The sequence below is a fragment of the Pseudomonas sp. 5P_3.1_Bac2 genome (assembly GCF_025465995.1).
GTDB lineage: Bacteria > Pseudomonadota > Gammaproteobacteria > Pseudomonadales > Pseudomonadaceae > Aquipseudomonas.
Genome location: NZ_JANLNY010000023.1, coordinates 350,036 through 369,671, shown reverse-complemented (window position 1 = coordinate 369,671; position 19,636 = coordinate 350,036). Strand labels below are relative to the sequence as shown.

Genomic DNA, 19,636 nt, shown 5'->3' with positions numbered 1-19,636 from the left:
GTTCTGAACTTAGGCGCTGGCGCACAGCTCGGCGAGCACCCGCAGGCGCCGCTTGGGCTCAGCCACATAGGGGTTATTGGCATCCCATGCGTAGCCGGCGAGGATCGAGCTGATCATGCGGCGGATTTCCGGTTGGGATTTTTCGAAGAAAATCACATCCTGGAAGCTGCCGTCATACCAGCCCTCGACGTACACGCGGAAGGTATCGACGCCACGCTTCAGCGGTACGGCAAACTCGTTCTGCCAGTCCACCTGCTCGCCGCTCAGTTGGCGGTGCAGCAGGCCGGCAGCCATGCTCGCCGAGCGCATGGCGATGGTCACACCGGAGCTGAATACCGGGTCGAGGAATTCCGCGGCGTTGCCCAGCAGGGCAAAGCCTGGACCATGCAAGGCTTTGACGTTGGCCGAGTAGCCGCCGATGGTGCGCGCCGGGGTGTCCCATACGGCGTTTTTCAGCACCTTGTGCAAGCTTGGAGTCTCGGCGATAAATTGCTGGAGGCACTGGTCCAGATCTTCCGGACGGCCGTCATAGCGTTGGGCGTCTGCCACTACCCCGACCGAGCAGCGGCCATTGCTGAACGGGATAGTCCAGAACCACACGTCACGCAGGGTCGGATGGGTGGTGATGAGGATTTTTTCGCGGTCAAAGCCGGTGCCGGCACTGCGATCCTCAACGTGGGTGAACAGCGCTTTGCGCACCGGGAAGCTGGACGGTGTATCGAGGTCGAGCAGGCGCGGCAGGACCCGGCCGTAACCGCTGCCATCGAGGACAAAGGTGCACTGCACTTGATATTCGTGGGCGTCGGCCAGGCGCCGGACGCTCAGGATGGGCTGCGCTTGGCTGAAGTCCACGGCGAAGATTTCTTCTTCGTAGCGGATCTCCACGCCTTGCAGCTCGGCTTGGTCTGCCAGCAGCTTGTCGAAGTCGGCGCGCACCACCTGATAAGTCGAACCTTGGCCCGGGGTGAAGGTGTCGCGGAAATCAAACTCGGTGTAGCGCTCGCCCCAACCGAACGCGGCGCCATGCTTGGTTTGAAACCCTGCGGCGCGGACCGCCTCGAGCATGCCGGCTTCCTCGACAAAGTCGAGGCAGTGGGAGAGCAAGCTCTCGCCAATGGAGAAGCGTGGGAAGCGCTGACGCTCCAGCAGCAACACGTCGTGCCCCTGGCGTTTGAGCAAGGTTGCCGCAATGGCGCCCGATGGCCCCGCGCCGATGACCACTACCTGACGTTGTTCGACTTCAAGTGACTTCATGACTACTTTTCGCCTCATTGGCAATTTTATAGTTGGCAGATCGTGTGCCGAGCAGTGCCGGCAGTAAGGTGGAAAACAAACTCATCAGCAGCAAGCTGAAATACACCAGTGCATCAATCAACTGCAGCTGTAGCAGCAAGTTGAGGAAAACAATTTCGGTCAGGCCGCGAATGTTCAGCAGCAGACTTTCCCGCCACTTCACCCGGGCGCTGGCCGCCGGTGCGGCCCAATGCAGGCCCAGCCAACTGCCCAGTACTTTGCTCAGCACTGGCAGCACCAGCAGCGGCAGCAGATAGGCCCACGACAGGCCTTGGCTGACGCCATGGAAGTCCACCCGCAGGACGCCGTAGGTGAGGATCAGTGGCACTGCCAGGCCATTGAGCAACAACTTCCACTGCGGTTCTGGTAACGGCAGCACAAAGGGCTGTTTCAGTGCGCCGAGGCACAGCATGTAAGCGATGCCAAACACCAGGGCGTTTAAATGCAGCTGCTGCAACAGCAGCATCAGGGCAAAAAAACATAAGCTGTAAACCAGCCCATGGCGCACACCCAAGGCGCGCAGCAGCAGGGGCAGGGTGGCGGCCAGCAGCGGCCAAAGCAGGGTGGCCGGATTGCTGCTGCCTTGGGCCAGGCCAAACAGGCTCCAGCACATAAAGTCCATGAGGATGGCTGCATGCAGCAGGCGTTTAGTCGCCGCCGGCGGGTAGCCGATGCTCTGCAAAAACAGATAGAGCACCGGGATCGCGGTGATCGAAAACAGCAGGCCAATGCCCACCGCACTGAGCCAGCCCCACTCGCCGGGCAATAACCAGTACGCGCAGGCCACACCGGTCAGCATCGGCAGGGCAAAGCTGGGGATGGCGATTCGCAGGCTGGCGCTGCTGACTTTAAGGTCGATCACATCACTCAGGATGTAACCCAGCAGCAAGGCGAAGCACAGGTTGTACAGGCCTTGCAGCCACTGCGGGGCGAGCAGCTCTGCGGCGCTTAACTGCCAGTGTGGTTCGACCCAGACCAACAGCAAGGTGGGGATGGCCAAACTGGCCACCAGTAACTGCGCGACGATGGGGATCAGGCGTTTGCCGGCGAGCAGCGCGAGCGAGGCGTATAGCAGCAGAGCAAGCAGCCAAAACGCGGCGATTAACATGGTTGTGTACCCGTGGTTGTGTTTGGCTGTTGCCCGGCCCAAGGTGCGAGCAAGAAGCAGAACAGCAGGCCGAGGCTGATGGCTAAACCGAAGTTGGCAATCGCCGGCGTAGCGCTGATCAGCAACAGGCCAAACGACAGCCAGCTGGTCAGCGCCGAGAGTAGGGTGCCGAGCAAGCTCACCGCCGGGCCGCCGATGTTCTCGCGCATCAGGATGGCGTAGTCGACACCAATGGCGGTGATCAGCAGCAAGCCAAACAGGCTAAACAGCGTCAGCGGTTGCCCCAGCCAGCCCAAGCACGCCAACGCGCTGAGCGCGGCTAAGAGCGGCAGACAAACCACCCGCAGTGCCCCCGGTAAACCGAAGGGGATGCACAGCAACAGCACGATCGCCAGGCTGGAAAGTAACTTGAGTTCGGCGGCGCTCAGTTGGGTGTCGCTAAACAGTTGATTGAGTTCAGCGATGCGGTCGACCAACTGCACCTGTGGCAAGTCCCTCGCCAGCTGTTGCAAGGCGCCACTGTCAGTCAGGCCCTGCAAGCTGACGATGGCCGCCACGCCGTCCGCCTGCTGGCCTAGCCACAATGGCCGCCACGGCTCGCCGATAGGGCTGGCCAGTGTTTGTTCCAGGCTGGGCGCGGGGCTGTCTAGCAGTTGCTTGAGTTCCTGCTGCAGGGCCGCAGGTTCGAGGCCGGCGTCCAGCAGTGGCTGCCAATGTTTGGGCAGTTGTTGCAGGGCCGCGTGCAGCGCATTCAACTGGCTGGCGGGGGCGACTAATTGATTCAGGCTGAGGTAGCCGCGCAGTTGCCCGGCCGCGATGGCTTGGTCCAGACGGAGGCCGAGCTGTGCCTGGCGCTCCAGCAGTTGCTCAAGGTGGCTGGCGCGGACCAGGAAGAACTGGCTGGTGGGTTGTTGCCCGGTCAGCTCGGCGATTTGCTGGGCTTGCGCCGCTAGTTGCGGCTCCTTGCCCAGCCATTGGCGCAGATCATTTTGGCTGTGCAACTGCCACAGCCCACCGGCGCAAAACAGTAGCAACAGCCCGGCCAAAGGTGCGCTGCCGATTTTACCGAGCAAGGCCTGGCGCCAGTGCAGCGCCCGTTGGCTCAGACGCAGCAAACTGGGCGCAGGGCTCAGGCGTAAGCCGCGCAGCCAGGCCGGCAGCAGACAGACCGAACACAGGTAAGCCGCGAGCAAGCCAGCCGCGGAAAACACCGCCACTTGGGTCAGCGCGGGGAAGGGGGTAAAGGCCAGCGCCAGATAGCCGATCAGGTTGCTGGCCAAACTCAGATTCAGACCCGGCAGACTGGCGCGCACGGCGGCCCAGCTGTCCCACCGAGGCGCACCGCCAAGGCTGGCCCAGCTCTTACTCAGGTAGTGCTGCGGATAGTCCGCCGCCACGCCGACTAAGCTGGCGCCGAGGACCAAGGTCAGGGCGTTGATCTGGCCGAACAGCAGCACGCAAGCGCTCACTCCGGCCAGCAAGGCCATGGCCACGGGCAGTAGGCTGAGCAGCACGCGCAAGCGGCGAAAAACCAAGAGCAACAGCAGCAGCGTGCCGAGGGTCGCACCGCCGCCAATCAGGCTGATCTCGCGGCTGGCTTTGGCTTGCCCGGCAGCGGCGTAGAGCACGCCGCCGGTGGCCAGCAGTTGCCCGCCTGCCGCCGTGACTTGGCTGCGCGATTGCTCAAGCAGTGCCGCAATTTGCGGTGGCTCGTGCATATCGAAAGCGCTGCCGTTGGCGCTGGCGCGCAGCAGCGCCCAGGTCAGGCCATCGCCTTGCAGCAGCAGGGCGCCGCTGCTCAAGTCGGGTTGTACCCGGCTGTTGCTGTTCAGTGCTTGCTGGGCGCGGGCGCCGAGGCCGAGCCAGTCATCCTGCAATGGCAGCAGGCTGATGCTGGCGAAGGGGTCAAACAGTTGCGCGGCGCGCTGTGCAAGCCACTGCTCGGGGTGCTCAATCAGCAGTTGGCGGTCGGCGCCAGACAGCAAGGCCAAGCGGTTGTGCTTAAGCGCCTCACGCAGCGCGGCGAGGTCCTGATTGGCTTGCCACTGCACCTGGCTAAAGCGCCCGCTGGCTTGCCATTGCTCGGCCAGTTGTTGAGTCAGGGCGATAGCCTGCTCACGCTGCGGGTGGCCGACCAGTAGCAGCACGTCGCGATTAAGCGGCGCCTGCATGCGTTGTTCGGCTTGTTGTACCCGCGCGTCGCCGCTGCTCTTGGGCAGCAGGGCGAGCATGTCCGCCGCCACTGGCGGGCCGTTGCGCCATTGCCAGGCAGCCAGCGCCAGTACGGCGCAGAGCAGCACTAAAAAGCTACGCGGCAACCAGCGCTCACTGGGCAAAGTCGCTTTGCTCCTGTGCGCTGAGGCTATCGCCGATTTGGTTGGCCGGCAGGCGCAGGACGGTGCGATCCCCCTGGGTTTCGTCCAGTTCGATCTGCTCGACCAGGGCGCCACCGGAGATGCCAATGCCGTTAAAGATTTGTTTGAGCAGCAGTGATTTAGGCGTCAGCTGCAATTGCCACTGGCTGGCGTTGCCGCTGAGCTTTAGGTCAAAGTCTTGCGCTAAGCCTGTGTGATCGCCTTTGAGCACGGCGAGAAACAAGCGGCTCTGTTGGGCGGCGATATCTTGTCCCGGCTGTTGCTGCCAGCCGTTGGCCACACGTTTGAAGATGCCGTTGCGGTCGATGCGGTAGTCCTGCGCGAGCGGGCTGCGCAGCTGCCAGAGCAGGCCGTGCTCCGCACTCAATACAAACTGGCCACGGCTGCTCAGTGGTTTGGGCAGGGCGCGCAGGTGCTTCTCTTGAATCAGCGGGCCGCGAATCACCGTCGGCTGGCTGAGCTGAGCGCTAAGTTGGTCCAAGTCAAAGGCTTGGGCCTGGGCGCAGAACAAGAGGGCGCTGAGCAGCAGGCTTAGGGGCAATATGCATTGGCCACGAGTTTGGCGGGGCGTGCCCATGACCGCGCAGTGATGGCTTGCCCCCATCCTGCGCGGCTGCGGTTTTTGGGCCCGTGCGCAGATGTCATCGGACGCGCCCATAGCAGCGGTACGAAGGGGTTTCAGACTGACCGCACAGTGATGGGTTACACCCATGCTACGGGGCTGGCCACGGCTGCTGGTTAGCCAGTGCGCGGCCCAGCGCCAGAGTTTCATGCCAGCACCTTGGCTACGGCGTCGGTGAACACCTTGGGCGAGACAAACTGCATCTCGCGGCTGGCGATCTCCACCGCTACCTGCACGCTGCTGCCACGGGTCATGCGTTCACCGGTGGCGGCATCGCGGATCAGGTAGTTGATCTTCAGGCGGTTCTCCCACTCGACCAAATCGGCGCGCACGCTAATTTGCTGGCCAAACACCGCGCCGCGCATATAGCGCACTTGCAGATCAATCACCGGCCAGGCGTAACCGGCGTCGCGCATTTGCGCGTAGCCGTGGCCGATTTTATCGAGCAGGGCACAGCGCGCCTGCTCGAAGTATTTGACGTAGTGGCCGTGCCAGACCACCTCCATGCTGTCGACATCGAAGAACGGCACCTGCAGTTCGATCTGCGCTTGCACCACGCCTTGGCTACGCATAGAGACTCCAGTGTTGTTCGCGGATACGCACCAAGCAGTGGCGCAGCTCGGCTTCCAGCCCGCGGTCTTCAATCACCGGGGCAAACTCGCTGGCCAGTTGTTCTCGCATGGCCGCCAGCGGCGCGGGGATATCGTCTTTACCGGCGCGCTGGCGCAACCACACGCCTTGGTTGGCGGCCAGCAGGGTGGCGGCGGCGACCTGCTCGGTCAGCTCCAGGCTACGCAGGGCGTCGCGGGCGGCGATGGTGCCCATGCTGACTTTGTCTTGGTTGTGACACTCGGTGGAGCGCGAGAACACGCTGGCCGGCATGGTGTTTTTCAGGGCTTCGGCAGTCCAGGCGCTGGCGCCGATCTGCACGGCCTTAAAGCCGTGGTTGATCATCGCGGTTGCGGCTGGCGCGCCGGACAGGTTGCTGGGCAGGCCGTGGTTGTAGCGCACGTCCACCAGCAGGGCGAGCTGCCGATCCAGCAGATCGGCGACGTTACCGACCAGGTTTTTCAGGCTGTCCATGGCGAAGGCGATATGGCCGCCGTAGAAGTGCCCGCCATGCAGCACCCGTTCGGCTTCGGCGTCGATCAGTGGGTTGTCGTTGGCACTGTTGAGTTCAATTTCGATGAACTGGCGCAGCAGCCCCAGACTGTCGGCCAGCACGCCGAGCACGTGGGGGGCGCAGCGCAGCGAGTAGCGATCCTGCAGGCGATGCAGCGGCGCGGTCGGCGCGTTGATCGCCAAGTCCTCACGCAGCCAGGCGGCGACTTGGGTCTGACCGGGGTGGGGTTTGGCGGCGAACAGGCGCTCGTCGAAATGCTCCGGATTGCCTTCCAGCGCTACCACGTTGAGCGCGGTGATACGCGTGGCCAGCTTGAGCAGATAGTCGGCGCGCGAATAAGCCTGACAGGCCAGGGCGGTCATCACGGCGGTGCCGTTCATGATCGCCAGGGCTTCTTTGGGGCGCAGGGTCAGTGGCGTCCAGCCCAGCTCGGCGTGGACCTCAGCAGCGCTGCGGCGCTCGCCTTGATACAGCACCTCTCGCTCACCGCTTAGGGTGGCGGCGACATACGACAGCGGGGTCAGATCCCCGCTGGCGCCGACCGAGCCTTCTTCAGGAATCAGCGGCAGGATGTCGTGGGCGAGGAAGGCTTGCAGGCGTTCCAGCAGTTCCACCCGTACCCCGGAGACGCCGTGGCAGAGGGTTTGCAAACGCACCGCGAGTACCGCCCGGGCGCTCGCTGCATCGAGTAATTTGCCCAGGCCACAGCCGTGGAAGGTGTACAGATGACGCGGCAGCGCTTCGACCTGATTGAGCGGCACGGCGACGATGCAGGAGTCACCATAGCCGGTGGTGATGCCGTACACCTCGCCTTCGCGATCCAGCAAACTGTCGAGGAAGCGCGCGCCCTTGGCGATTTTTTCGCGGTAGGCGGCGTCGCTCTGCAACTGGGTCGGCGCGCTGCGCTGGGCGACGGCCACCACCTGCTCGATGCTTAAGGGGCGTTCGCCAAACAAAACCGGATCAGGCTGCTTTGTTGTCATCTTTATTCCAAAACGGGTAGAAGTTGAACCACTGCAACGGCGCGCTCAGGCAGCGCTGCGCGAGGCTATCGGCATAACGCTGGGCACAGAGTTGGATCACCTGCTCACGCTCACTACGTTTCCACTGCAGGCGCTCGGCAAACGCCTCGATAAACACCTGGTATCGCGAATCAGTTTTTAGGCAATAAATCAGATTGACCGGGCACTGCAGCAAGCCCGCCAGTAGCCACGGACCTTGCGGAAAGTCCGCCGGCTGGCCGAGGAAATTGACCCGCGCGCGGCGCCCCTCTTTGAGCGGCACGCGGTCGCCGGCAATTGCCAGCCACTCGCCACAGGCAAGGCGTTCGGACAATTGCAGCATGACCGCAGCGTCCAGCTCGCTGACCTGGATCAGACGCAGGTGGGTGGCGCCGGCCTCACCGAGCAGGCGATTGAACTGCTCGGCATGTTTGGTGTGAACCAGCACATTAATCGTCACTTGCTCGCCGACTTCGGCCAGGGCCCGGCACACTTCCAAGTTGCCCAAATGGGCGGCCACCAGGATCTGTCCACGACCTTCTTGGTAGAGCGTGCGGCACAGATGCGCGGGGTCATCCAGGCTCATGCGCGTCAGGCTCATCTTGCCGTTCCAGACATCGAGCTTATCCAGCAGGCTGTCGGCAAAGCTCATAAATTGGCGGAACACCCGGCGCCGGCTGGGGCGTAAATCATCGCGCCCACTCCACTGGGCGAGGTGCTGCTGGTACTCCCAGATGCTCTTGCGCGCCTTGCCGCCAAAGACAAAGAAATACAGCACGATCAGATACAGCAAGGGGCTGAGCAGACGCCGCCCAAGCAGGCGATTGAGGCCCATGGTCAGGCGCATCAGCCAGTAGCTGCCGCGCTCGCGCTGTTGCGCCCAGTGCTGCTTTTTCATCCGCGCCACCTGCGCCAGAGGATCGCCGGCGCGCGCCACAACATGCCGAAGAACAGCTTGGCGTGCATCTTGGAAATCAGCGCGTTGTCCTGCCACAAACGAAAATGTGAGAGCCCGTCGGCCGGGTAATGCACGCGGGTCGGCAGCCAGTGCATGGGCTGATTACGCCAAGCCAGACGCACCAGAATCTCCGGGTCGAAGTCCATCCGCGTACCGAGCCGGTGGCTGTTGATCAGGGCTAAAGTGCTGGGCAGTGGATAGACGCGAAAGCCGCACATGGAGTCGCGGATGGCCAGCGACAGGCTGTTGATCCACACCCACACATGGGTCAGATAACGGCCATATAAACGGCCCTTGGGCACGCTGGCATCGTATTGGGGGTAGCCGCAAATCAGCGCCTGCGGCTGGGCTTGCGAGGCGGCCAAGAACGGTGCGACATCGGCCAGCTCGTGTTGGCCATCGGCGTCCACTTGCAGGGCGTGGCTAAAGCCTAAACGCGCGGCCTCACGCAGGCCGGCCATCACCGCTCCGCCCTTGCCTTGGTTAACGGCCAGGCGCACCAAGAAGGTGTCCACCTGATTGGCAAGCTGCGTCATTACCGCCGCGCATTCGGCGTTGCTGGCATCGTCCACCAGCACGCAAGGCAGGCCTTGCTGGTGCACGGCCGCAACTACCGCCGGCAGGGTCTGCCCGTGGTTGTACACCGGAATTACCGCGCAGGGCTTATGCACGGGCGCCTCCGAGGAGGATGCGGCCCGAGGAGCAGGGCGCCTCGCCATTGCGCAAGGCAAAGTAGAGTTTGCCGCGCTCGCTGTCGAAACGCAGGCTCAGTTGCACGCGATCACCGGGGCGCACCAGTTGCTGAAACTTCAGCACTTCCATGCCGACAAAACGCGGTGGCAGTTCAGGCATCAGTTGCCGGGCCAGTTGCTGGGCCCAATCGACTTGCACCACCCCGGGCAGCACTGGCGTTTGCGGGAAGTGGCCGCTGAAATGGGCCAGGTCCAGGGGAATCTCCAGCTGCAATTGCCACTCGCCGTCTTGCTCCTGCACCGCGCTCGGCTCGACCTGTGTGGGCCGGGGCGCGTTCAGCAGTTGCTCAACCAGGCTCTGCGGCAGCTTGCCTTGGCTGTTATAGGGCAGTTGCGCGAGCAGGCGCCAACGGCGCGGCAGGGCGATGGCCTCGCAGTGATGCGCGAGGTGGCTGCGCAGGGCCTCAGTGACCGCACGCCGCCCTTGGTTACGCAGGGCATGTACGCCGGCGGGGCTCAAGCTGACCAGTGCACCGAGGTAGGCGCGGCCCTCTTGAATCACGCCTAAGCGGGCGTCGCTGAGCCACTCATGGCTGCTCAGCGCCTGCTCCAGCATGGGCAGGGAGATGCGTTTTTCTTCCAGCTTGATGATCCGGTCCAGCCGCCCGCGCAGCACAAAGCGGCCATCGGCGCCGATACTCACGGCATCGGCGGTTTGTTCGCGCTGGCCTTCGGGCAGGTAGGGCGAGGTCAGATTGAGCGCGCCGTGCTCGTCCTGGCCCAGGGCGACGCCGGCAAAGGGCGTCCACTGTTCGCCACCTTGGCGCCAGGCGATGCCGCCGGTTTCCGAGCTGCCATAGATTTCGCTGGGCCACTGGCCGAGCAGCTGATGCAGGGTGCTGGCCGTGTCGGCTGGCAGCGCACCGCCGGAGGAGAACACTTGCGCCACTTGGCGCAGCGCTGGCCAATCGAGGTTATCGCCCATGCGCTTAAGCAGGGCCGGGCTGGTCACCCAGGCAAAGCGCGCTGGGCTGCCATCGGCATTAAGCGTGCGGCTATGGGCCAGGCTTTCCCGTTGTAAGTCTTCCGGGAAAGGCAGCGCCCGTGGCCACAGCATTCGCCCGGCACACAACGGCCACAGCACGCGGAATAACAGGCCGTAGATATGTTGCGTGGCGACGCTGCCGAAGAGGGTCGCACCTTGCAGTTGCGCACCCCACAGTTGCTCCAGCGCCTCGACTTCATTGCTCAGTTGGCGCAGGTTTTTCTGGATCAGCTTGGCCTCGCCCGTGGAGCCCGAGGTGCTCAGGGTCAGTTGGCAATGCGGCAACTCTAGCGCGGCTGCGGGCAGGGCCGGGCCATCGGCGCTGAGCAGGCTATCGAGGTTGTCCAGCCACAGGTCACAGTGCTGCGCCAGGCGCTGGCGAGTCTGTGCCTGGGCGTCAGCCGGCAGCACCACGCTGACACCCGCGCGCCAGGCGGCCAGCAGGGCAATGGCCAGCTCGCCGGCATCGTCCAGATACAGCGCCACGTTGCGGATGCCGCGTTGCTGCAAGCACGCGGCCAGTTGCAAGGCGTGCCGGCGCAGCGTCGGCTGATCCATAGTCGGCGTGATGGGGCGCTGCGGATGGGCTTCGACAAGCAGTTGCTCGAGGGTTAGCCAGGTCATTCATGTCTCCTTACGTGCTGGCGGACCAGCCACTCACCGACAAACAGTAGGCCCATCAGGCCGTAGGCAATCAGGCCGGTGTAGAGCGTCCACCAGCTCAGCGGCGCCCAGAGGTTAAGGGCCACCACCACTAAGCCGTTGAATAAGAAAAATCCCATCCAAACCTGGGTCACCCGCCGCGTATGCTTAATTGCAACCGGCGGCAGATTAGGCTCGCGCAGCCGCGCTAGGCGTTCGATCAACGGTGGGCCGAACTTCAGGCTGTGGCTAAACAGCGCGAACAAAAAGCCATTGAGCAACACCGGATACCAGCGCAGTAAATGCGGTTCCCCCGCCAGCCCCAGCAGCAGGCAAAAGCCCAGGGCGAGCAGGGTGGTCCACGTGTTGCCCGGTTTATCGCGTTGGCTCAGGCCTCGTGCCAGCCATAGCACGCCCAGCGCCAGGGCAAACACCTGGGGTGAGCAGTGTTCCATGCCGTAGTACACGGCAAAGGGGTACAGCAGTGCGGCGATAAACAGCAGCAGGCCAAACAGGCGGCCCATTATTCGTGGGCTGGGTTGTTGACCAGCTGCAGCACGGCCTCGACCACGTCACCTACGGTGCGCACCGCCTTGAACTCTTCGGCGGCGAGCTTCTTCCCGGTTTGCCGTTTGATATGGTCGATCAGGTCGACGGCGTCGATGCTGTCGATCTCCAGATCTTGATACAGGTTGGCTTCGGGGGTGATGCGCTCGGGGTCCAGCTCGAACAGCTCCACCAAGGCGTCACGCAGGGTGTGGAAAATTTCTTCGCGAGTTTGCATCCGGGCTTCCTCAGGCGGTTTGCTGCGATGAGACAAATGCCGCCAGGCTAGCCACATTGGCAAAGTGCTTGCGGGTGTCTTTGGCTTCAGCGTCAATCTTGATGGCGAAACGTTTTTGGATGGCGAGGCCCAGCTCTAGAGCATCGACGGAGTCGAGGCCCAGGCCTTCGCCAAAGAGGGTGAGGTCACTGGCAATGTCTTCAGCACTCATGTCTTCGAGGCCAAGGGATTCGATTATTAGATTTTTAATGTCGAGTTCGAGAGTGCTCATCTAAAGCGAGCTCCTTAATAAAATGCTGATGCAGACATTGGTTGAGTTTACGCGAAGCCACGGGAGCCGGGCCCTGCGCTTGAAATTGTTGGGGGTGGATATCCTCGCCGACCTGCAGGCGGAAGTGAAACCGGCGCGACGGAATGCTGTACCAAGGCTCCGCTTTGGTCAGGGTGGTGGGCGTGACGCTGATGCTCACCGGTGTGACGATGCGCGCCCCGCGTAGAGCGATGGCCGCCGCGCCGCGATGGAACTCCGGGAAGCTGCCCGGCGTGGTGCGGGTGCCTTCGGGGAAGATCACCAGGGTCTGGCCTTCGCGCAGGGCGTCGGCGGCCTCTTCGAGCATGTCCATGCTGCCGCTGTTGCTGATGTACTGCGCGGAGCGAATCGGGCCACGGGTGAAGGGGTTGTGCCACAGGCTTTGCTTCACCACGCAGTTGGCATCGCGGATAAAGGCGATCAGCACCACCACGTCGATGAGCGAAGGATGGTTGGCAATCACCATCTGCCCTGGCTGGCCCAGGCGCTCGACGCCTTCGACCTCATAGGTCAGCACGCCACTGCGGTACATAAAGCGCACAAACCAGTAGAAGGTCAGGCTGACCACGGCGCGTGCGCGGCTGCGCCGCTGGCTGGCGCTACCGGGCAACAAGGCCAGCAAGGGAAACACCAGCAGGCGCAGCACCACGCCACCTAGCCCGAATAAGGCAAACGACAGCCCCGTAGTGAGCAAGCGCCAAGCGTAGGGCGCGCTGTAGGAACTCAGACCTTGGCGCATGACCAGGTCCACTGACGGTTATTGCAGTAATGCTGCAGCTGCGTTTGTTCGCTGCACAGGGCGCGCACCAGGTTCAGCGCATGGGGCCATTGGGCAGCGGCGCCGCGGCCCTGACTGAGGCTCAGTTGCCACTGCGAGCCCGGCTTGAGTAGCAGGCTGACCGCGTAGGGGAACGGCACATCCGTGATATAGGGCTGATACAGCTGCGGCGGGGTTTCTTCGGCAATCACCAGCAGCACTGCCGGGGCGCCATCGGCCAACATGCCGCAGGCTTCGAGCACGGCATTCTCCAAACCGTCGCCGGCACCAGCCAGGGCGGTCATCTCACTGGTATCACCGCGCTGGATCGACCACAGGCCAATAATCGCGTTGTGCACCGAGAGGCTGAACTGGGTCGGCGACAGCGGCTCTTCCTGCGCCAGATCGGTGAGGATGGCCAGCGTGCGTGGCGTTTCGCCATGGCGGCTGGCGAAGACCATGGGCAGTTGCGGATAGGCTTCGGCCAACGGCCAGGCCACGTGAAAAGCCATCCGCGCCAGACGGCTCAAGCGCCGGCGCTGCATGGGCGGCAGGGCGCTGACATCGGGCTGTGCGCCGCTATCCACCAGGCACGAAGGTGCCTGATGCCAGTCGCACCAATCTTGAAAGTCGTCTAGCCCGGGGGCCCAGGCGCGCCATTGATCTATTGTGAAAGTTGTCACGCGCAGTGGCGTCCAATTCGGCTAATGCCCGTGCTAGCCAGCTTGGCTGGGTAGTCGGTAGGGTGGTGGTATTATCCAGAGGCAATGACCGTTGCGCAAATTTATACTAATTATTGCCACTTGCACTGCTATGTTGTTGGATGGGCTTCTTAGCAACTTTGTGTTAATGCCCAAGAATACTTTTCCGCTTTAAGGGGGTGTTGCATGCGGCGCGTGATTTTTAATCAGAAAGGTGGCGTGGGGAAATCCAGTATTGCCTGCAACCTAGCGGCAGTCAGCGCTTCCCAGGGCTATCGCACGCTTTTAATCGACTTAGATGCCCAAGCTAATTCAACTCATTATTTGACTGGCCTGACAGGTGATGAGATTCCCATGGGTATTGCCGAATTCTTTAAACAGAGCCTGAGCTCTACCTCTTTTCGTAAAAATAAAGTGGATATCTACGAAACCCCGTTCGACAATTTGCATGTCATCACCGCCACTGCCGAATTAGCTGATTTACAACCAAAACTTGAGCAAAAACATAAGATTACCAAGCTAAGAAAGTTGCTCGATGAGTTGGCCGAAGATTACGAACGTATTTATCTGGATACGCCGCCGGCGCTGAATTTTTATACCGTGTCGGCCTTAATCGCGGCTGACCGGGTGTTGATTCCCTTTGACTGCGACAGCTTCTCGCGCCAGGCCCTGTATGGTCTGCTGCGGGAAATCGAAGAGCTCAAAGAGGACCACAACGAGGCGCTGGAGGTGGAAGGCATTGTGGTCAACCAGTTCCAGCCGCGCGCGACCTTGCCCCAGCAATTACTGGATGAATTGATCGCCGAGGGTCTGCCGGTGTTGCCGGTGAACTTGATGAGCTCAGTGAAGATGCGCGAGTCCCATCAGGCCTGCACGCCTCTGATTTATCTGGATCGTAGCCACAAGTTGACCCAGCAGTTTGTGGAACTGCACGACCTGCTGGAAAACGCCTAGAGCCAGCCCACTAAAAAAGCGGCCTCAGCCGCTTTTTTATCGGTGTGCGGGATTGCTTTTAACGCACCACCAACACATCACAAGGCGCCTTGTGCAGGAAGTGCTGGGCCAGGCTGCCCAGCAGGGCTTGGGAAAGGGCGCTGCGGCCATGGCTGCCGAGTACTAGCAGCTCACTGTGGTGTTGCTTAATGTGCTGTTGCAGGGCGCGCAGGATGCCGCCTTGCTCCACCGAGTGGGTCAAGGTCGGGCCGTGTTCTGGCAAGTTTTGCGCCTCATCTTCCAGCAACTGAGCGATCAACGCCTGCTGCGTCGCCAGTTGCGCCTCCAGTTGTTTCGGCGAGCCTTTGCTCGGCTCGAAAACATGCAGGGCGTGGATTGACGCCTGTGCTGGCAACAGCTCAAAGGCATGGCCCAAGGCGCTGCATGCGCACAAAGAAAAGTCGATGGCGGCCAAGGCGCGCTGATAGGGCTCGAACTGGTTGCGCGCCACCAGTAGTAGTGGCACCGGGCAACTGCGCGCGATGCGACCCAGGCTGGTGCCGGAGAACAGGTCATGACGCTGCTGATGGCCGCCTAATACCAGCAGATCACAGCGCAACTCGCTGACCTGTTGCAGCACCACGTCGGAGGGTTTGCTGCCGCTGCGGATCAGCAATTGGCTGCCGGCGGGGGCGTACTGGCTGAGGCTTTTATCGAGGGCGCGGCGGGCCTGGTCTTGTTCGCGCTCGCTGGTGTGCGGTGCCAGCACATGCAGCACGCTGAGCCTGGCGTTGAACTGGCTGGCCAATTGGCTGGCGCGGCACAGGGCCATGTCAGCGGTGTCACGCAGGTCGTGGGCAATCAGAATATGCTGGGGCATGGGCAGCGCGCTCCTGCCGAGTGAGGTCGGCCATTTCATTCTGGCCTGGGGTCATGGGGCACCGCGTTGACCCAGAGCACACTCCGGCATCAGCGCGCACGCAGTTGGTAGACACCACGACTCTCAGCGACTACTTCAGCGCTGTCGTCGGTGAGTTGCAACTCTAGAACAAATTCGGCTTTGCCGGTGCTTAAGGCTTGCTGTTGCAGCTGCTCGATCTGCTCTTCGGACAGGCGCGCCGTCACGCTGATATCGCCCTTGGCCGGACGGCGAAAGCGCAGGTTCATTTCTTTGATAATCGGGTAGAAGCGTTGCACGTCAAAGCTGGTTAAAAACAGCGCCCCGCCGGGAATCTCCGCCAAGGTAAACAGAGCGCCGGCGTACATGCTGCCGATATGGTTCTGGTTGCCGGTCAGCGGCATGCGCAGCTGGACAAAGCCCGGTTCGAGGGCTTCGGCCTTAAGCCCGGAACGTTTGACGAAGGCAATCTGCTCTTCGGTGAGCTGACGCATAACTTCCAGCGGCATGGACATGGCAGGACTCCCCAAGTGGTGTCCTGCCAGCCTAGCGTTTGCCGCCAGGGCACGGAATGACGCGGCTGGTCGCGGCGCTTGACCGATTCGCTCAGAGCCCGTGCTGCTTCAGCCAGCCGAGTAATTGCGGCAACGGCAGGGCGCCGCTTTGCCGGGCCACTTCGACGCCACCTTTAAACAGAATCAGGCTGGGGATCGAGCGGATGCCCAGTTGCGTCGACAGTTGCGGATTGGCTTCGCTGTCCAGTTTGCCTAGGCGGCAGCGGCCTTGCAGTTGCTTGGCGGCTTGGGCAAAGGTTGGGGCGAAGCTGCGGCACGGCCCGCACCAGTCTGCCCAGACATCCACCAGCAGCGGCAGATCGCCTTTGAGTTGGCTGGCGAAGTTGCTTTGGCTTAGTTCAAAGGGCGCGTCTGGCAGAACCTCGCTCTTACAGCGACCACAGCGCGGGGCATCGTGCAGGCGCTCGGCTGGAATGCGGTTGAGACCGTTACAGCTGGGGCAGGGGATTAATAAAGGATTGGCCATAACGCCTCCACAAGGTTGATGACTGCAATGTGGAGGCGCGGCGCGGGGTTATCAAGGTTCGTCATCGCCTCGCCTGGATTAGTTACGCAGTGGCGTAGTCCGGGAACTGGTGGCTAGGTAAGGCTGGTTGGGTGGTCGTTGGGGGATGAGGTGTTGGGAGGTTGTGATGGTGCGTTACGCCGCTGCGCGGCTAACGCACCTTACGGTGGGTGATCGTTTGGGATGGGGAGTTGGGGAGGTTGCGATGGTGCGTTACGCCGCTGCGCGGCTAACACAGCTTACGGTGGGTGGTCGTTTGTGATGGGGTGTTGGGGATGTTGTGATGGTGCGTTAGGCCGCTGCGCGGCTAACGCACCTTACGGTGGAGGCTGACGCCTCCTTGGGATATTTAGCTGGCGGCGGTGAGGGCTTGTTCGAGGTCGGCGAGGATGTCGTCGATATGCTCGATACCAATCGACAGGCGCACCATGTCGCGCGGCACGCCAGCCTTTTCCAGCTCCTCATCATTGAGCTGGCGGTGGGTGGTGGAGGCCGGGTGGCAGGCCAGGGATTTGGCATCGCCGATATTGACCAAGCGCACCACCAACTTGAGCGCATCAATAAACCGTGCGCCGGCCTCCTGACCGCCCTTGATGCCGAACGACAAAATCCCCGCCGGCTTGCCACTGCTAAAGCGCACGGCCAGGTCATGCTCGGGATGATCGGGCAGCCCCGCGTATTTCACCCAAGCCACTTGCGGATGGTTTTGCAGGTAGTGGGCGACTTTCAGCGCGTTTTCGCTGTGGCGTTCCATGCGCAGGGCTAGGGTTTCCAAACCTTGCAGAATGAGGAAGGCGTTAAACGGCGACAGTGCCGCACCGGTGTTACGCAGCGGTACCACGCGGCAGCGGCCGATAAATGCGGCTGGGCCGAAGGCCTCGGTGTAGGTCACGCCGTGGTACGACGGATCGGGGGTGTTGAGCAGGGCGAAGCGTTCTTTGTTATCCGCCCAAGGGAATTTGCCCGAGTCGACCACAATGCCGCCGATGCTGGTGCCGTGGCCGCCGATGTATTTGGTCAGCGAGTGCACGACGATATCGGCGCCATGCTCAAACGGCCGGCAGAGAATCGGCGTGGCCACGGTGTTGTCGACAATCAGCGGCACGCCATGGCGGTGGGCAGCATCGGCCAGCGCTTGCAGGTCGACGATATTGCCGGCCGGGTTACCGATGGATTCGCAGAACACCGCTTTGGTTTTGTCATCGATCAGCGCTTCCAGCGCGGCGATATCGTCGTGGGCGGCGAAGCGGGTTTCGATGCCTTGGCGCGGCAGGGTGTGGGCCAGCAGGTTATAGGTGCCGCCGTAGAGCTTGGCCACCGAAACAATATTGTCGCCTGCCTCGGCCACGGTCTGAATCGCATAGGTGATGGCCGCCATGCCCGAGGCTACGGCCAATGCCGCCACGCCGCCTTCCAGCGCCGCCACGCGCTCCTCCAGCACCGCGGTAGTGGGGTTCATGATGCGCGTGTAGATATTGCCGGCGACCTTTAGGTCGAACAGATCGGCGCCGTGCTGGGTGTCGTCGAAGGCGTAGGAGCTGGTTTGGTAGATCGGCACCGCCACCGCTTTGGTGGTCGGGTCGGGGCTGTAACCGGCATGTATGGCAAGCGTTTCTGGCTTCATGGGCAACCTTTGTTGTTTTTCAGTAAAGGTCGCAGCATGGATAAAGGCTTTCGCCCCGGTCAATGCGCTAGCGCAAGGAAAGAGCGAATCGCCTAGAACATTTAGCCAGAAGCTTATGCTTCTGGCCGCGTTCGTAGCTTAGTTCAGCGCTTGATAGATGTTGTACAGGCTGATCAGGCTGATCAGGGTGCCGACGATGGTCAGCAGGGTGCGCGCCGAAAGCTTTTTGCACAGCAGGGCGGCAAACGGCGCGGCGAACGTGCCGCCGAGTACCAGGCCGGCGACCATCATCCAGGTGTCCGGCTGACCGGCCATGAGGATGAACGAGGTGGCGCTGGTGATGGTCAGGAAGAACTCCGCGAAGTTGACCGAACCGATCGTGGTGCGTGGGTCGCTGCCCGAGCCGAGCAGGCTGCTGGTGACCACCGGGCCCCAACCACCGCCGCCGGCGGCATCGACAAAGCCGCCAAACAACGCCAGCTTGGCTACGTGCTTGGGCTGCTGGCGCTGTTGCTGCACATGGCGGTAAGCCTTGCGCAGGATATACAGGCCCATCAGCAGCAGGTAGGCGGAAATAAATGGCTTGAGCACCTCGCCATCGAAGCTGGTGATCAGCGCCGCACCAAGCACTGCGCCAATGATGCCCGGCAGCAGCAAACGCAGAAACAGCGACTTATTCACATTGCCCAGCTTGGCGTGGGAGATGCCCGACAGGCCAGTGGTGAACACCTCGGCAATGTGCACGCTGGCACTGGCCGCCGCAGGGCTGGCGCCGGCGCTGAGCAAGAAGGTGGTGGCGGTAATGCCGTAGGCCATGCCGAGGGCGCCATCGACCACTTGGGCAAAAAAACCGACCGCTACCGCGCTCCAGAAGGCTGGGCTGTGCAGGGTGTTTTCGATGATTTCGAGGCCGCTGTGCTCGTTGTTGCCAAAGAACAGCCGCCAAGCCAGAAAGCTCAGTAGGCCAATCAGGGTCAACGCAGCAAACCAGACGGCAATGCGCAGAATCGGGTGGTTGTCGGGATGGGTAACGTGGTCTTCGACCGGGGGAATCCCCAGTGCTTGGTGCTCTTGGTTGAGGGCACTGGCACTGAGATCAAGATTTCGGATTTTCATAAGCTAAACGGCGCGCCTGACAGCGGGTGGTAGAACAGGGCGTAAAACAGCGGGGGACGATAGACGTCTTTTGCCAGCTAGTCTAAGAATCTTTGGGAAGGTCTATATGCTATTTCGGTTTAATAGATAAGGTGTGTCTCAATCTATTCGCTATAAATCGCGCGCTTAACCCTGGGCGCCGATGGCCAAGCAAAGCGTTGATCAGCCGCTAGGGCGCAATCGCCGCACAGGCGCTTGCACCACGGCAGCCCCCGCCCCAACCTAGGGTGGTCATCGCCCGCGCAGCTGCCTTGGCCACCATCACCACAGTGCCCTCATGCTTGAAGATTTACCGATATATCCATGGCGGACGCCTGGTGGATGGATGAAGCGCCATCCACCCTACGCTCTGGCGCGGGCAGCGTTAGGGCGCAATCGCCGCACAGGCGCTTGCACCGTGGTGATACGCGATGGCTGCGAAGCGGCGCGTTGTCACCCGGCGAGGTTGCAGGGTCGTAGCGCGGATTTGCCTGCGTCCCGGATTACGCCGCGTTGCGGCTAATCCAGGCTACGGGGCTAGCCGGCGGGTAGGGTG

At 62.0% G+C, this 19,636-nt stretch carries 20 protein-coding genes; 1 reads left to right on the top strand and 19 read right to left on the bottom strand.

Annotation, left to right across the window (positions count from 1 at the left end; genetic code table 11):
- Positions 1 to 9: 9 nt before the first annotated feature.
- From NTD81_RS14765 to NTD81_RS14700, 14 genes are all read right to left on the bottom strand, one after another.
- Entirely contained in the window at positions 10 to 1,254 is a 1,245-nt protein-coding gene (locus NTD81_RS14765; protein ID WP_262183370.1) for an NAD(P)/FAD-dependent oxidoreductase, read from the bottom strand.
- On the bottom strand, positions 1,241 to 2,401 hold the full coding sequence (locus NTD81_RS14760; protein ID WP_262183369.1) for a sodium:proton antiporter: 1,161 nt from the start codon (positions 2,399 to 2,401) through the stop codon (positions 1,241 to 1,243). The genes NTD81_RS14765 and NTD81_RS14760 overlap by 14 nt, the downstream gene beginning before the upstream one ends.
- Positions 2,395 to 4,737 carry an MMPL family transporter gene (locus NTD81_RS14755; protein ID WP_262183368.1) on the bottom strand — a complete coding sequence of 781 codons (2,343 nt, stop codon included), beginning with the start codon at positions 4,735 to 4,737 and terminating at the stop codon, positions 2,395 to 2,397. Before NTD81_RS14755 ends, NTD81_RS14760 begins: the two co-directional genes overlap by 7 nt.
- The gene (locus NTD81_RS14750) at positions 4,727 to 5,353 is read right to left on the bottom strand and encodes an outer membrane lipoprotein carrier protein LolA (RefSeq protein ID WP_262183367.1); all 627 of its coding nucleotides are present in this window, start codon (positions 5,351 to 5,353) and stop codon (positions 4,727 to 4,729) included. The genes NTD81_RS14755 and NTD81_RS14750 overlap by 11 nt, the downstream gene beginning before the upstream one ends.
- Positions 5,354 to 5,544: 191 nt before the next feature.
- Complete coding sequence (locus NTD81_RS14745; RefSeq protein WP_262183366.1) at positions 5,545 to 5,970, bottom strand: acyl-CoA thioesterase; 426 nt, start codon at positions 5,968 to 5,970, stop codon at positions 5,545 to 5,547.
- The gene (gene hutH, locus NTD81_RS14740) at positions 5,963 to 7,504 is read right to left on the bottom strand and encodes a histidine ammonia-lyase (RefSeq protein WP_262183365.1); all 1,542 of its coding nucleotides are present in this window, start codon (positions 7,502 to 7,504) and stop codon (positions 5,963 to 5,965) included. Before hutH ends, NTD81_RS14745 begins: the two co-directional genes overlap by 8 nt.
- Positions 7,485 to 8,420: a glycosyl transferase gene (locus tag NTD81_RS14735; RefSeq protein ID WP_262183364.1), complete on the bottom strand. Its 936-nt coding sequence runs from the start codon at positions 8,418 to 8,420 to the stop codon at positions 7,485 to 7,487. The genes hutH and NTD81_RS14735 overlap by 20 nt, the downstream gene beginning before the upstream one ends.
- Positions 8,417 to 9,151 (bottom strand): glycosyltransferase family 2 protein, encoded by a 735-nt coding sequence (locus NTD81_RS14730; protein ID WP_262183363.1) that lies wholly within the window; start codon positions 9,149 to 9,151, stop codon positions 8,417 to 8,419. Before NTD81_RS14730 ends, NTD81_RS14735 begins: the two co-directional genes overlap by 4 nt.
- On the bottom strand, positions 9,144 to 10,841 hold the full coding sequence (locus NTD81_RS14725; protein ID WP_262183362.1) for an acyl-CoA synthetase family protein: 1,698 nt from the start codon (positions 10,839 to 10,841) through the stop codon (positions 9,144 to 9,146). Before NTD81_RS14725 ends, NTD81_RS14730 begins: the two co-directional genes overlap by 8 nt.
- Positions 10,838 to 11,383: a hypothetical protein gene (locus NTD81_RS14720; RefSeq protein WP_262183361.1), complete on the bottom strand. Its 546-nt coding sequence runs from the start codon at positions 11,381 to 11,383 to the stop codon at positions 10,838 to 10,840. Before NTD81_RS14720 ends, NTD81_RS14725 begins: the two co-directional genes overlap by 4 nt.
- Entirely contained in the window at positions 11,383 to 11,643 is a 261-nt protein-coding gene (locus NTD81_RS14715) for an acyl carrier protein (RefSeq protein WP_262183360.1), read from the bottom strand. Before NTD81_RS14715 ends, NTD81_RS14720 begins: the two co-directional genes overlap by 1 nt.
- A gap of 10 nt (positions 11,644 to 11,653) precedes the next feature.
- A complete protein-coding gene (locus NTD81_RS14710) occupies positions 11,654 to 11,914 on the bottom strand; it encodes a phosphopantetheine-binding protein (protein ID WP_262183359.1) in 261 nt (86 codons plus the stop codon).
- Entirely contained in the window at positions 11,889 to 12,692 is an 804-nt protein-coding gene (locus NTD81_RS14705) for a lysophospholipid acyltransferase family protein (RefSeq protein ID WP_262183358.1), read from the bottom strand. Before NTD81_RS14705 ends, NTD81_RS14710 begins: the two co-directional genes overlap by 26 nt.
- Positions 12,677 to 13,399 carry a beta-ketoacyl synthase chain length factor gene (locus NTD81_RS14700; protein WP_262183550.1) on the bottom strand — a complete coding sequence of 241 codons (723 nt, stop codon included), beginning with the start codon at positions 13,397 to 13,399 and terminating at the stop codon, positions 12,677 to 12,679. Before NTD81_RS14700 ends, NTD81_RS14705 begins: the two co-directional genes overlap by 16 nt.
- A gap of 198 nt (positions 13,400 to 13,597) precedes the next feature.
- Here NTD81_RS14700 and NTD81_RS14695 point away from each other — a divergent pair, with 198 nt between their 5' ends.
- Positions 13,598 to 14,365 carry a ParA family protein gene (locus tag NTD81_RS14695; RefSeq protein ID WP_262183357.1) on the top strand — a complete coding sequence of 256 codons (768 nt, stop codon included), beginning with the start codon at positions 13,598 to 13,600 and terminating at the stop codon, positions 14,363 to 14,365.
- 58 nt (positions 14,366 to 14,423) lie between these two features.
- Here NTD81_RS14695 and NTD81_RS14690 read toward each other — a convergent pair whose 3' ends face one another.
- The 5 genes from NTD81_RS14690 to NTD81_RS14670 all read right to left on the bottom strand — a co-directional run bounded on the left by NTD81_RS14690 (position 14,424) and on the right by NTD81_RS14670 (position 19,062).
- Positions 14,424 to 15,224, bottom strand: coding sequence for a universal stress protein (locus NTD81_RS14690; protein ID WP_262183356.1), 801 nt, complete (start codon positions 15,222 to 15,224; stop codon positions 14,424 to 14,426).
- A gap of 89 nt (positions 15,225 to 15,313) precedes the next feature.
- Positions 15,314 to 15,757: a PaaI family thioesterase gene (locus tag NTD81_RS14685; RefSeq protein ID WP_262183355.1), complete on the bottom strand. Its 444-nt coding sequence runs from the start codon at positions 15,755 to 15,757 to the stop codon at positions 15,314 to 15,316.
- A gap of 91 nt (positions 15,758 to 15,848) precedes the next feature.
- Positions 15,849 to 16,283 carry a thioredoxin TrxC gene (trxC, locus tag NTD81_RS14680; RefSeq protein ID WP_262183354.1) on the bottom strand — a complete coding sequence of 145 codons (435 nt, stop codon included), beginning with the start codon at positions 16,281 to 16,283 and terminating at the stop codon, positions 15,849 to 15,851.
- Between the two features lie 388 nt (positions 16,284 to 16,671).
- Positions 16,672 to 17,946 carry a bifunctional O-acetylhomoserine aminocarboxypropyltransferase/cysteine synthase gene (locus NTD81_RS14675; RefSeq protein WP_262183353.1) on the bottom strand — a complete coding sequence of 425 codons (1,275 nt, stop codon included), beginning with the start codon at positions 17,944 to 17,946 and terminating at the stop codon, positions 16,672 to 16,674.
- Between the two features lie 138 nt (positions 17,947 to 18,084).
- Positions 18,085 to 19,062 (bottom strand): sulfite exporter TauE/SafE family protein, encoded by a 978-nt coding sequence (locus NTD81_RS14670; protein ID WP_262183352.1) that lies wholly within the window; start codon positions 19,060 to 19,062, stop codon positions 18,085 to 18,087.
- Positions 19,063 to 19,636: the final 574 nt, after the last annotated feature.